The sequence below is a fragment of the Mitsuokella apri genome (genome assembly GCF_051886055.1).
Lineage (GTDB): Bacteria > Bacillota > Negativicutes > Selenomonadales > Selenomonadaceae > Mitsuokella.
The window spans coordinates 1-13021 of the sequence record NZ_JBJEXT010000020.1 but is presented as its reverse complement, the minus strand read 5'-3'; the positions used below and the strand labels follow the sequence as shown (position 1 = coordinate 13021).

At 53.3% G+C, this 13021-nt stretch carries 15 protein-coding genes and 1 other annotated feature; of the genes, 13 read left to right on the top strand and 2 right to left on the bottom strand.

What is annotated here, in order from left to right:
- Positions 1-221 precede the first annotated feature (221 nt).
- From ACI4OH_RS01955 to ACI4OH_RS01900, 12 genes are all read left to right on the top strand, one after another.
- The gene (locus ACI4OH_RS01955; RefSeq protein ID WP_439784048.1) at positions 222-830 is read left to right on the top strand and encodes a hypothetical protein; all 609 of its coding nucleotides are present in this window, start codon (positions 222-224) and stop codon (positions 828-830) included.
- 259 nt (positions 831-1089) lie between these two features.
- Complete coding sequence (locus ACI4OH_RS01950; RefSeq protein WP_432647309.1) at positions 1090-1359, top strand: ACT domain-containing protein; 270 nt, start codon at positions 1090-1092, stop codon at positions 1357-1359.
- Between the two features lie 68 nt (positions 1360-1427).
- Entirely contained in the window at positions 1428-2789 is a 1362-nt protein-coding gene (locus ACI4OH_RS01945) for a PFL family protein (protein WP_435721364.1), read from the top strand.
- 165 nt (positions 2790-2954) lie between these two features.
- The gene (nth, locus tag ACI4OH_RS01940; protein ID WP_439784047.1) at positions 2955-3617 is read left to right on the top strand and encodes an endonuclease III; all 663 of its coding nucleotides are present in this window, start codon (positions 2955-2957) and stop codon (positions 3615-3617) included.
- A 14-nt stretch (positions 3618-3631) separates the two neighbouring features.
- Positions 3632-4084, top strand: coding sequence for an N-acetyltransferase (locus ACI4OH_RS01935; RefSeq protein ID WP_432647306.1), 453 nt, complete (start codon positions 3632-3634; stop codon positions 4082-4084).
- Positions 4085-4218: 134 nt separating this feature from the next.
- Positions 4219-4461 (top strand) — a binding site (T-box leader).
- A 50-nt stretch (positions 4462-4511) separates the two neighbouring features.
- Positions 4512-5525, top strand: coding sequence for a 3-deoxy-7-phosphoheptulonate synthase (gene aroF / locus ACI4OH_RS01930; protein WP_439784046.1), 1014 nt, complete (start codon positions 4512-4514; stop codon positions 5523-5525).
- A complete protein-coding gene (locus ACI4OH_RS01925) occupies positions 5522-6433 on the top strand; it encodes a prephenate dehydrogenase (protein ID WP_439784045.1) in 912 nt (303 codons plus the stop codon). Before aroF ends, ACI4OH_RS01925 begins: the two co-directional genes overlap by 4 nt.
- A 168-nt stretch (positions 6434-6601) precedes the next feature.
- Complete coding sequence (locus ACI4OH_RS01920; RefSeq protein WP_439784044.1) at positions 6602-7012, top strand: UPF0158 family protein; 411 nt, start codon at positions 6602-6604, stop codon at positions 7010-7012.
- Between the two features lie 113 nt (positions 7013-7125).
- The gene (locus ACI4OH_RS01915) at positions 7126-7521 is read left to right on the top strand and encodes a VOC family protein (protein WP_432647302.1); all 396 of its coding nucleotides are present in this window, start codon (positions 7126-7128) and stop codon (positions 7519-7521) included.
- Between the two features lie 220 nt (positions 7522-7741).
- Positions 7742-8125 (top strand): C-GCAxxG-C-C family protein, encoded by a 384-nt coding sequence (locus ACI4OH_RS01910; protein WP_432647301.1) that lies wholly within the window; start codon positions 7742-7744, stop codon positions 8123-8125.
- A gap of 131 nt (positions 8126-8256) precedes the next feature.
- On the top strand, positions 8257-9291 hold the full coding sequence (locus tag ACI4OH_RS01905; protein ID WP_432647300.1) for a 3-deoxy-7-phosphoheptulonate synthase: 1035 nt from the start codon (positions 8257-8259) through the stop codon (positions 9289-9291).
- 33 nt (positions 9292-9324) lie between these two features.
- A complete protein-coding gene (locus tag ACI4OH_RS01900; protein ID WP_432647299.1) occupies positions 9325-9735 on the top strand; it encodes an ACT domain-containing protein in 411 nt (136 codons plus the stop codon).
- A gap of 83 nt (positions 9736-9818) precedes the next feature.
- Here ACI4OH_RS01900 and ACI4OH_RS01895 read toward each other — a convergent pair whose 3' ends face one another.
- Positions 9819-10205, bottom strand: coding sequence for a hypothetical protein (locus ACI4OH_RS01895; RefSeq protein WP_435721370.1), 387 nt, complete (start codon positions 10203-10205; stop codon positions 9819-9821).
- Between the two features lie 120 nt (positions 10206-10325).
- Positions 10326-11579 (bottom strand): sodium/glutamate symporter, encoded by a 1254-nt coding sequence (gene gltS / locus ACI4OH_RS01890; protein ID WP_432647297.1) that lies wholly within the window; start codon positions 11577-11579, stop codon positions 10326-10328.
- 340 nt (positions 11580-11919) lie between these two features.
- On the opposite strand from gltS, the gene ACI4OH_RS01885 reads away from it, so the two are divergent.
- On the top strand, positions 11920-13021 hold a 1102-nt coding region (locus ACI4OH_RS01885; protein ID WP_439784060.1), incomplete at its 3' end, for a GTP-binding protein.

Sequence of the window (13021 nt, the reverse complement as noted above, 5' to 3'; positions counted from 1 at the left end):
ATTTATTATAAAGAAACTTTCTAACAGAGTCAAGCAAAGACTGTAAAACTGTAAAGACGTCCTGCATTTTGCAGCGGCGTAACAAATATCACGGCATCGAAAGGGCAAAATACATAAAATAGAGAGAGTAGATGCGAACCTTAGTACAATGAACAAGGTACAATGAACAAATCGATGAGCCCAAAAGAGACTGCAAAGATCGCAGAGACGGAGGTATTATAATGAGCGCTTTTTTAGCACCAATTCATTTTATGGTATACGGCAAGAATCAGCTGCAGGAACAGCTGATTGCAGCCATCGCCGATAAAGCCGTGGCTGGAGGCTGGCAGACGGAAGCAGCTGTTGAAGGCTATGTACACCGCGAAACGCAGCCGCTTGAAAACATCATCGACCTTGCCAATATCCATGGCTGGCTTTCTGCCAGCATCGAGGATGTTGAGCATCGTTTGGCAGCACTCGTAACGGAGCTGCTCTTTGGCCATCCGGAGCGTCAGGAAGTCCTCGAGCGCCTTGCTTATGAAGAAGGCACGAAACAGGCGGCAGGCGAAGGCCTTGAGGCAGGTGAGGTCTTCCAGTATATGATGACGCATCTTGTCGACGGCATGCCGTGTGACGGCGTCAATATGATGCGCGACCAGTCGGCCGACACGTTCCGCTGGGATAAGATGGCCGATGTGCACAGCCGCTACTGGACGGAGGTCGAGGGCAGTCCGGCCGTTTACGACGCCCTGCGCAGCCAATTTGTCGCCGGCATGCTCGAAAAGACCGGCTATGAAGTCTTTTCCTCAAACGGCGTGAATTATATCCTGCAGAAGAAGCAGACGGCCTGATAGAATTCGATAAGGACCGGATAAAAAATCATCGGCGAAAGGAGTGAATGTACTTCTTTTGCCGATGATTTTTCTTTTTCAGCTTGCTTTTTATGAAAATCTAATGGATTTATGGGCCGGAATGGCATAAATATTGCCGGAGACTATTGGTTTTTTGCAGAAGCCTTGTTATAATGGAAGAAATAGTTTGTGTGGGGACATTGTTCCATCTGCCGCAAACGTTTGCCATTATTATGTATCATAAAAGGAGAATGTCTAAATGAAACTGGTAGTAACTGTCGTTGGCAAAGACCGTGTGGGCATCATTGCCATGGTCAGCCAGATCCTTGCCGAGAACAATGTCAACATCCTCAACATCAATCAGAACATCATGGATGGTTTCTTCAACATGGTCCTGATTGCTGAGACCAGCGGGAGCAAAATAAGCCTTGTTGACCTGCAGAAGACGCTGAAGGAAAGAGGTAAAGAAATCAACGTTGACATCAAGGCTCAGCATGCGGATATCTTTAATGTCACGCACAATGTCTAAGGCTGATTCTGACTTTGCGAATGCTTTTGCTTTAGGACTTTTATGACTATTGGGAGGAAACAAGCTCTGTGATAACGATAGATGATATTTTAGAAACAAACCGTATGATTACGGAGAACAAGCTCGATGTCCGCACCATCACGATGGGCATTTCGCTGCGCGACTGCGCCCATCCGAATATCGACAAATTCTGCCAGAACGTTTACGATAAAATCACGAAGTCGGCCGAATTCCTCGTCAAGACGGGTGAGGATATTGAGGCCGAGTACGGCATCCCCATCATCCATAAGCGCGTTTCGGTGACGCCGATTGCCATTGCGGCTGATGCCTGCAAGACGGATTCGTATGTGCCGGTTGCAGAGGCCATGGACCGTGCTGCTAAAGAAGTCGGCATCAACTTCATCGGCGGTTTTTCGGCTCTCGTCGAGAAGGGCTTCACGCATGGCGACCGCGTGCTCATCAATTCGATTCCTCAGGCGCTGGCGACGACGGACCTCGTCTGCTCGTCCGTCAATCTCGGTTCGACGAAAGCCGGCATCAACATGGACTGCGTGCGTGAGATGGGCGAAGTCGTCAAACGCACGGCGGAACTCACGCGCGACCAGCAGGCTCTTGGCTGCGCGAAACTCGTCATTTTCTGCAATGCACCTGGCGACAATCCGTTTATGGCTGGAGCTTTCCACGGCGTCAGCGAGGCCGACAAGGTTGTCAGCGTCGGCGTCTCGGGCCCGGGCGTTGTCAAACATGCCCTTGAAGACCTCAAGGGTGCGGACTTCACGGAAGTCGCGGAGACAATTAAGCGTACGGCCTTCAAGATCACGCGTGTCGGTCAGCTCGTAGCCCGCGAAGCTTCGAAGCGCCTCGGCGTGCCGTTTGGCATCATCGACCTTTCACTGGCACCGACTCCGGCTGTCGGCGACAGTGTGGCGCGCATCATCGAGGAAATGGGCATCGAGGGCTGCGGTGCTCCGGGCACGACGGCAGCACTGGCTCTCTTAAATGATGCGGTCAAGAAGGGCGGCCTCATGGCTTCGTCGCATGTCGGCGGCCTTTCGGGTGCTTTCATTCCGGTCAGCGAGGATGAGGGCATGATCAATGCAGTTTCGCAGGGCAGTCTCTCGATTGAGAAACTCGAGGCCATGACCTGCGTCTGCTCGGTCGGTCTTGACATGATTGCCATTGAGGGTGATACGTCGGCAGCGACGATTTCGGGCATCATCGCCGACGAAGCCGCGATCGGCATGATCAACAACAAGACGACGGCGGTCCGAGTCATTCCGGTGCCGGGCAAAAAAGTCGGCGACATGGTCGAATTTGGCGGCCTGCTCGGCTACTGCCCCATCGTGCCGGTGCGCAACAAGTACAGCTCTGCAGCGTTCATCGCGCGCGGCGGCCGCATCCCGGCACCAATCCGCAGCTTGACGAACTGATGCTTTGCGGACCCTTGCCAGTCTGCCGGAATCTGTTATAATGGAATAAATCGTGAAACTCGGGAAAGGGCTCAATTCATGGATTGGGCCCTTCCTTTTACTGTTTCCGCGTTCTGGCGCGGATATTTTTACATTTTATACATTTTAATAGAGGAAGTCGATTCTATGCGTGTAACAAAGAAAATTAGGGAGGAGCAGCTGGCCATTCTTGAAGAAACTTACCGCGGGGCAAAGCCAGAGCTTATCTTTCATAACCCCTTTGAGCTGCTGATCGCCGTCATTTTATCGGCACAGTGCACAGATAAGCGCGTCAATGTCACGACGAAGCGCCTGTTCGCCAAAGTCAAATCGCCAGAGGACATCGTCGCGATGGGACTGCCGGCACTCGAGAATGAAATCCGCGACTGCGGCCTCTTCCGCAACAAGGCCAAGAATATCATCGCGGCCTGCCAGATGCTCTGCGAAAATTACGGCGGTCAGGTGCCCGATGACTTTGAAGAGCTGCAGAAGCTGCCGGGCGTCGGCCGCAAGACGGCCAATGTCGTCATGAGCGTGGCCTTTCATCATCCGGCCATTGCCGTCGATACCCATGTCTTCCGCATTGCCAATCGGCTGAAACTGGCCGAAGGCTCAACGCCTCTTGCCGTGGAGCAGGGGCTCATGAAGAATATCCCAAGAGAAAAGTGGTCCGATGCGCATCACTGGCTCATCTGGCACGGCCGCAAGATCTGCAAGGCGAGAAAGCCTGCCTGCGACATCTGCCCGCTGCAGCCTGTCTGTCCGAGTGCGGAGCCTTTGGCCGGCAGTCCGTCTGCGAAAACAAAGTAAGGAGCGCGAAAAAGATGCAGTACAGAAAAGCAACATTTGCCGATATTGAAGAAATTTATCACCTCGTTAATGACTACGCAACAGACGGAATCATGCTGGCGCGTTCGCGCAATACTCTTTATGAGACCCTGCGCGATATGATTGTCGCCGTCGATGAAAACGGCAAAGTCGTCGGTGTCGGCGGCCTGCACATCATCTGGGACCGGCTCGCAGAGGTGCGCACGATGGCCGTGTCGCCTGAAATGACGCGCCGCGGCATCGGTGCGGAAATCGTGCATCGTTTAATTGAAGAAGGCGATGCTCTCGGTGTTGAGAAGTATTTCACGCTGACGTACAAGCCCGGCTTCTTCCAAAAACTCGGCTTTCAGACCATCACAAAAGAAGAACTGCCGCATAAAGTATGGAAGGAATGCATCGACTGCCCGAAGTTCCCGAACTGTGATGAGATTGCCATGGTTCGCGTCTGAGTGTACAGTAAGGCAGATAATCGATACAACTGTACAGTTTTTTATAAAATAATCGAAAAAGCATTGACGTTATGTAATGGTTCTGCTATAGTAACATACATCAGGCAGATACGAAGTGTATCTGCAGTATGATGAAAAACGCGAAGACTGAGAGAAGTAATTCGGATTCTCCTTTTTAGAGAGCGGCGGGCCGGTGAAACGCTGCAGGGAGAACGGATGAAATACACTCATGAGCAGCGGGCTGAAATCAGAACGTAAGAGAGTAGGCTTTGCCGGAACGCCACCGTTATCAGAGGCTAGGATATGGTTGTATCCGAAGTGAGAGGCTTGCGTCAGCAAGCAGGGTGGTACCACGGGTATATCAGCTCGTCCCTGTAGAGGGGCGGGCTTTTTCTATTCTTCGGGGATTGTTAGGAGGAAAGCCATTATGATCATTGTCATGAAACCGGATGCCACGAAAGAGAATATCGAGAAAGTCGAAGAACGCCTGCATCAAGTCGGACTCAAGGCCCATCTGTCGACCGGCGAGGACTGCACGATTATCGGCGTCATCGGCGACCGCAAGAAAATCGCGAATCTCGAAGTCAGCATGCTCGAGGGCGTGGAAAAGACGGTGCGCATCACGGAAAAATATAAACTCGTCAGCCGCCATTTCCATCCGGAAGACACGATTGTCGACGTCGATGGCGTCAAGATCGGCGGCAAAGAAGTCGTCGTCATGGCAGGGCCCTGCTCCGTTGAGAGCATCGACCAGCTGCGTGAGGCTGCAAAGGCAGTCAAGGCCGGCGGTGCCAAATTCCTGCGCGGCGGTGCGTTCAAGCCGCGCACGAGCCCATACGATTTTCAGGGACTTGCGGAAGAAGGCCTCAAGATGCTGCGTCAGGTAGCCGATGAAGAGGGTCTGAAGGTCGTCACAGAAATCGTCGACAAGGATGATATTGAACTCGTCGGCAAATACGCGGATGTCTATCAGGTCGGTGCGCGCAATATGCAGAACTTCCAGCTTTTAAAGGCTCTTGGCAAGGCAAAAAAACCGGTCATGCTCAAGCGCGGCCTCGCGGCGACCATCAGCGAATGGCTCAATGCTGCCGAATACATCATGGCGGGCGGCAATGAACAGGTCATTTTTTGCGAGCGCGGCATCCGCACGTATGAGACGTTTACGCGCAACACGCTCGACCTCAGTGCTGTCGCTGCCATCAAGGAACTCTCGCATCTGCCGATTATCGTCGACCCGAGCCACGGCACGGGCCGCTGGGAAATGGTCCGTCCGATGGCCCGTGCCGCCGTCGCCGCCGGCTGCGACGGCCTCATTATCGAGGTTCATCCGCATCCGGAAGTCGCGCTTTCTGATGGCGACCAGAGCCTCACGCCGAAAAATTTCAATATCCTGATGAGTGAGCTCGGCAAAATCTGCGAGGTTATGGGGCGTACGTTATGAGCAATATGAGCAACGATACGAATAAAATGAAACTGGCCATTATCGGTGTCGGCCTGATTGGCGGTTCTCTGGGACTCTGCCTCAAGGACAAACTCGGTGATGATATCTACATTACAGGCCTCTGCCGCACGCAGAAATCCATGGACCGCGCCGTGGCCCTCGGTGCCGTCGACTATGCCTCTGCCGATATCGAAAAAGTCGTCGGCGGCGCGGACATCGTCTTTTTGAGTCCGCCGGTGTTGCAGATTGTGCCGATGGTGGAAAAAATTCTGCCATACCTCAAGAAAGGCTGTATTCTCACCGATGCGGGCAGCACGAAGGGGTATATCTGGCAGCACCTGCAGAAAATCCTGCCGAAGGATATTTACTACATCGCGGGCCATCCGATGACAGGCCGCGAGAAGAGCGGCGTCGATGCCGCCATGAAGGACCTTTTTGTCGGCAAGGCCTATGTCATTGTCGAGGATACCGGCGCACCGCCGGAAGCTCATGAAAAACTCATGAGTGTCCTGAAGTACACAGGGGCAAACTTCACGACCCTTGACATCCGCAAGCACGACCGCTGCGCCTCGGTCATCAGCCATGTGCCGCACGTCACGGCGGCAGCCCTTGTCACGCTGCTGAACCGTTCGGGCGATGACCGCGAGTCCTGCATCAAGCTCATTGGCGGCGGCTTCCGCGATACAACGCGCATCGCCTCGTCAAATGCCGACATGTGGGCCGATATCTGCATGACAAATGGCGAGGCCATTACAAATGATTTACGTCAGCTGCAGGACATTCTTGGCGAAGTCATTGTGGCGATTGAGCATCACGACCGCCAGACGGTGCACGATTATTTTGCCGCTTCCAAGCAGCTGCGTGACAAACTGCTGCTCGATGCCAGCAAGAAATTCGACCCGAACTGATTTTTTCACCAAAGCTTTTTCTCTCACAATTCTCTATAAATGGAAACACCCAGTCTGCGGGATGGCAATCCTTTCCGGAATGGGTGTTTTCTTTTGCTGACAGTTCTTGCTGCACATAGTATAATAGAAGGAAAGAACAAGAAACGAAGAACGAGGGGAACATAAAACATGAAAGTCGATTTAAATGAACTGGCCGCAGCTTTTGCCCAGTCGGACGTGCGTCAGGGCTATGTAGACCTCAGAAAAGGAAAAGTCATCCTGCTCGATGAGGATATGGCCGAGGAGGATACGCTCCATCATGCTTTTGACCTCGAAGATGACTGGGAACATTATATCCCGCTGCCCAATGTCATGGACGAGGATGAACACGCGATGATGAAGGCCTTTGCGGAGGCTCAGAGAGACGATTTCAAGGCGCGTCTTCTGGAGGCCCTGCAGGGGCGGGGCGCTGCTTCGCGCTTTCACCATCAGGTCCGTCATCTTCTGCTGAAGCCGGCTTGGGAAGCCTTCAAGCTGACGTATCTGCGCGATGTCGCGCGCGACTGGTGTGAGGAAAATGACGTCGCTTACGAAGAATAAAAAACTTAAAAACACAAAATAAAATATCCCCGCTGACGGTACGTTCGGGGCAGCGGGGATAAACCATCATTTGCCAGGTTGTCAGGTTTTTGATTTTTTAGGAGGTCTTTGTTATGTCACTGATCAAAGGATTGCATCATGCTGCACTCAAATGCTCCTGCCAGGCAGAATTCCAGGAAGCCATTCACTTCTATAAAGAAGTCCTCGGTCTGCCCGTGAAGCGTTCATGGGGTGAGGGCGACGAAGCCGGCATCATGTTCGATACCGGTGCCGGTCTCATTGAGATTTTTGCCAAGGGCGGCGAAAACCACGAGGAAGGCTCGGTTCGCCATTTCGCTCTGGCAACGGATGATACGGATGCCTGCGTCAAGACCATCCGCGATGCCGGCTACAAGATTACGGTGGAGCCGACATCCATGACTATTCCGGCTGAGCAGGACTTCCCAGTCCGCATTGCCTTTGCGATCGGTCCGTGCGGCGAGACCATTGAGCTCTTCAAGGAGTGCTGAAGACCGCGGCGTGATTTTGTCTGCAGGCAAAAGAATCCTCATCGGCAGGTTAAATATGCTGATGAGGATTCTTTTTTGCAGGGAAAAGCCTGTTGGAAAGCGAATATAAAGACAAAGATTCAGCGGTATACATCAGGGCGGCAAATTACCGCAAATTATAATTATATTGAAGGGATTGAGGTGTTTTATGGAACAGACAAGTGAAAGAGTAAAAAAAGCTTTGGCATACAAAAGATCGATGAACTGTGCACAGGCCGTACTCATGGCGTATCAGAAGGAACTCGGCAAGACGCAGGAAGAGCTCATGGCCCTGGGCGATGCCTTTGGCCTCGGCATGGGCGGCATGGAGGCGACCTGCGGCGCTTTGACAGGAGCAGCCGTGGTGCTTGGCCTGCTCAATAAAGAGGGCAAAGAGCCTTCGAAGATGCTCATGAACCGCGTGCTGCATCGCTTCGAAAAAGAGGCCGGTGCGACGCGCTGCAAAGATTTGAAGGGCGTCGGCACGGGCAAGATGCTCTGTTCCTGCGACGACTGTGTGCGCATTGCCGTGCAGGAGCTTGATCAGGTACTGGCAAATCGCGCACAGCAGGACGATTTTTCGTGATATTGTGCGTTTCGCAGGTACATTTGTCATATATTTCCTCTGGAAACGAAAAATATGTTACAAAACGCTATAGATAATCAAAAAACTATGATATAATGGAAGCCATCAGATTATCGAGAGGAGAAAATCGAATGGAAATGCAAATGGAATTCATCCGGAAACTGCCTTCGCCACAGGAGCTCATGGAGCAGTTCCCGATTGATGAACGCGTCAAAAAAATCAAGGCACAGCGCGATAAAGAAATCGCCGATATCCTGACGGGCAAGGACAACCGTTTCCTTTTAATCATCGGCCCGTGCTCGGCTGACAATGAGGAGGCCGTGCTCGACTATATGCACCGCCTCATGCCGGTACAGGAACAGGTCAAGGATAAAATCTTCATCGTGCCGCGCGTCTACACGAGCAAGCCGCGCACGATTGGCATTGGCTACAAGGGCATGCTGCATCAGCCGGACCCTGAGGGCAAGGAGGATATGCTCGGCGGCATCATCGCGATTCGCGAGATGAACGCGCGCGTCGTGCGTGAGACGGGCTTTACGTGCGCTGAGGAAATCCTGTACCCTGAAATTTACCGCTATTTGTCGGACCTCTTATCTTACGCAGCTGTCGGTGCGCGTTCCGTCGAGGACCAGTTCCACCGCATGATTGCCAGCGGTGTCGGCATTCCGGTCGGCATGAAGAATCCGACTTCGGGCGATATCTCCGTCATGCTCAATTCGATTGAAGCTGCCCAGCACTCACAGGAGTTCCTGTTCCGCGGCTGGGAAGTCCGCACGAAAGGCAATCCGCTCGCCCATGCCATCCTGCGCGGCTACGTTGACAGCTTCGGCAAGAGCCTGCCGAACTATCATTACGAGAATCTGCGCTCGCTCTACGAACTCTACCACAAGCGCAATCTTTCGAACCCGGCCGTCATCGTCGATACGAACCATGCGAATTCGGGCAAGAAGTATCTTGAGCAGATTCGCATTGCCAAAGACGTTGTCAACAGCTGCAAGGTTTCGGACGATATCCGCTCGCTCGTCAAGGGCCTCATGATTGAGAGCTACATCGAGGATGGCAATCAGAAAATCTCGGAAGGCACGTACGGCAAGTCCATCACAGACCCGTGCCTTGGCTGGCCGAAGACGCAGCAGCTCATTTTTGACCTCGCAGAAATGCTTTAAGTTCTATCATATATATAAAGGGGAATTTTATCTATGCTCAATCAGGTTTCTGTATTCACGGAGAATACCAAAGGTGCCCTGCACAAACTGACGTCGGTACTCGCCAATGTCAATATCAACATTTACTCGATGCTCGCCAGCGACAGCGCAGAATTCGGCATCATCCGCCTCGTGCTGACGGACCCGGAACTCGCGGTCAGTGAGCTCAAGAAGGCCGGCTACCAGTGTCATATCGACAAGGTCATCGCCATCGAGATGGGCGATACGCCGGGCAGCCTCGACAAGATTCTGGAAGACCTGCGCGAGGCCAATGTCGCCCTCGACTACCTCTACATCTCCTATGACCGTCAGGCCAGCATGCCGGTCGTCATCTTCAAGACGCGTGAGCCGGAGGCCGAGACGTTCCTGCGCGGCAAGGGCTACAAGCTCGTCAACGAGTTCTAATCCCGTCATAAAAAAATCCCTGTACCAAGCGGTACAGGGATTTTTGTCTGTATGCTGTTGTGGTTTATGTTGTCGCGAATGGCTCAGACGGGCTGTTCGCGGATGAGATTCCAATAGGCATCGGCCACCGAAGAACGCCTGTCTTCGCGGCGGATGATTTGTTCTCTGGAGCGGTCGATTTTGATGCCGTGTGTCGGCATGCTCTGCGGGCGCTGTTTCTGGAAGCGGCGCATCGGGGCCACGCGGCGCGGCGGACCATTTTTCGTCTGCTCAAGCGGCAGGATGTACTGGCTGCCGGCTAAAGATGCGGCAATGGCAGCTTCGTGTGCTGCCTTGTCCGCCGGTACGACGACTTTATTATGCATAAAGGGCAGGGCAACCAGACTGACAAAGAGCAGGACCAGAGAACACTTTTTTTGAATAGCAGAGAATTTTAGCATGATGGGATGCCGGAGCATCCACAATTTCACATCCTTTCCTTCATTTCTATGTTGTTTTTCTTAGTATACGAAACGGCCCTGAAATTTGTCTGTGAGTATGGTCACAAAAAGATTTCAGGGCTGCTTTTTTCTTTTTTGGGGAGGTCCGCTTTAGGCGAAGATGTTAATGAGCACGGTGACGATCGAGGAGTTGACGAAGTCGACGATCAGGGCACCGATGATCGGGATGACGAAGAAGGCTGTCGGGGCGGGGCCGAAGCGCTCGACCATGACGGACATATTCGCAATGGCGTTCGGCGTAGCGCCGAGGCCGAAGCCGCAGGTGCCGGCGGCCATGACGGCAGCCTCGTAGTTGTGCCCCATGACGCGGAACAGCACGAAGCGGACGAAAAGCGCGATAAAGAGGACCTGACTCGCGAGCATGGCCATCAGGGGAATGGCGAGGTCCGAAAGCTGCCAGAGCTTCAGGCTCATGAGCGCACACGAGAGGAAGATCGTCAGGCCAAGGTTGCCGAGAACTTCGCTTTCGCGCTGATAGACTTTATAGGCGTGCGTGCCGTCGGCGACGTTGCGGATGATGGCAGCGACGAGCATGGAGCCGATGTAGCCCGGGAAAATCAGGCCGATATTGCTGAAGAACTGGCTGACGACGGTGCCGAGGCCCATGGCGAGCAGCAGATGGGCGAGGGCGTTCATAAAACGGTAGTTGTTGATGCTCTGGCCGGTACGCTTTTCTTCATCGATAGCCTTGCGCTCGCCGTGGGCGGCCTGCTCGAGCTTTTCGACTTCATCATGCGAGTTTTCGGGGTCGAGGCGTTCTTCATCGGCGATGCTGAAGAGGTGGTTGCGGCGCACGAGAAGTTCGCCCATCGGGCCGCCTAAAAGACTTCCCGAGACGAGGCCGAACGTCGCAGCAGCAAAGGCAATCGTCGTTGCATTGTCGAGGCCGACGCTCTCAAGCACAGGTCCGAACGAGCCCGACGTGCCATGGCCGCCGACCATCGGAATCGAACCCGTCGCGAGCCCCATCAGCGGGCTCAGGTCAAAGACCTGTGCGAGCGCAATGCCGATGATGTTCTGGCAGACAATGAGGACGGCTGTGAGGACGGCCATTTTGGCGACGAGCGAGCCGCCCTTTTTGATGAGGCTGATGCTCGCCGTGTAGCCGATGCTCGTGAAGAACAGCATCATGCAGACGTTCTGCATGATGGTATCCTGCTCGTACGACCAAATGCCGTTTGTGTAGAGAATGTCATTGAGGACCGCGAAGAGAATACCTCCGACCACTGGGGCTGGAATGCAGTACTTGCGCAAAAACGGCACCTTCAGGCGCAGAAGCACGCCGACATAGTAAACCGCAACGGCTGCGGCCAGGGTCTGGTAGATGTTGAGACTGACTTGCATGGTGAAACTTCCCTTTCTGGTGTATTTTAATGAGTTGCTTTCTCAATCATTCGAGTGTAATTTTGTAACACGCTTACTATCATAACAGAAAAGCTTTTGAGATACAACACTTTTGTTATAGTAAAAATGATTTTTCTATATACTTTTGGTATACTGCAGACAGGGAGAGGCATTTGCCGGCAGCCGTATATTTCTCATGTACAGCTGCGCGGAAAGCTATTGCATTGACCGAAAAAAGCATGTATAATAAGACTCTAGTATGATTATGATTTAAGTTTGCAAGGAAGGATACGGAGCGTATCCCTTTTATTTTATAGGAGGCAGATTACAAGTAATGAGTATGACGACTAATGACAAGCTCAGAAATATCGCGATCATCGCTCATGTCGACCACGGCAAGACGACGCTCGTCGATGCCATGCTGAAGCAGAGCCATGTTTTCCGTTCGAATGAACAGGTGGCAGAACGTGTAATGGACTCGGGCGATATCGAGCGTGAGCGCGGTATCACGATCCTCTCGAAGAACACGGCCATCATGTACAACGGCATCAAGATCAACATCGTCGATACCCCGGGCCATGCCGACTTCGGCGGCGAGGTTGAGCGTGTCCTCAACATGGTCGATGGCGTCCTGCTGCTCGTCGATGCCTTTGAAGGCCCGATGCCGCAGACGAAGTACGTCCTGCGCAAGGCCCTTGAGCAGAAGCTTAAGCCGATCGTCGTCATTAATAAGATTGATAAGCCAAACCAGCGTGTCGACGATGTTTACGATGAAGTCCTCGAGCTCTTCATGGAACTCGATGCTGACGATGATCAGCTCGATTTCCCAGTCATCTACGCGACGGCCCGTGACGGTATCGCAAAGTATCATATGGAAGACGAGAGCACGAACCTCGAGCCGCTGATGGAGACAATCGTCAAAGAGATCCCGGCTCCGCACGGCGACCCGGAGGGCCCGTTGCAGATGATGGTCACGACGCTTGAGGCAGACGACTATGTCGGCCGCGTCGCTGTCGGCCGCATCAGCCGCGGCACGGCGCGCACGAACCAGAACGTCGTTCTCATTAACGGCGATCAGGAAATCCGCGCGAAAATCGGCAAGGTCTTCGTTTATCAGGGCATGCAGCGCATCGAGGTGCCGGAAGCATCGATGGGCGAAATCGTCGCGCTGACGGGCCTCGGCGATGTTTCCATCGGCTACACGGTCGCTGACGCCGAACAGCCGGAAGCACTGCCGGCTATCCGCATCGACGAGCCGACTCTGTCGATGACGTTTGGTGTCAACACGAGTCCGTTCGCCGGCCGTGAGGGCCAGTTCGTCACGTCGCGTCACCTGCGTGACCGCCTGTTTAAGGAAGTTGAGACGAACGTCGCCATGAAGGTCGAAGAGACGGATTCGCCGGATGTCTTCAAGGTTTCGGGCCGCGGCGAGCTGCATCTTT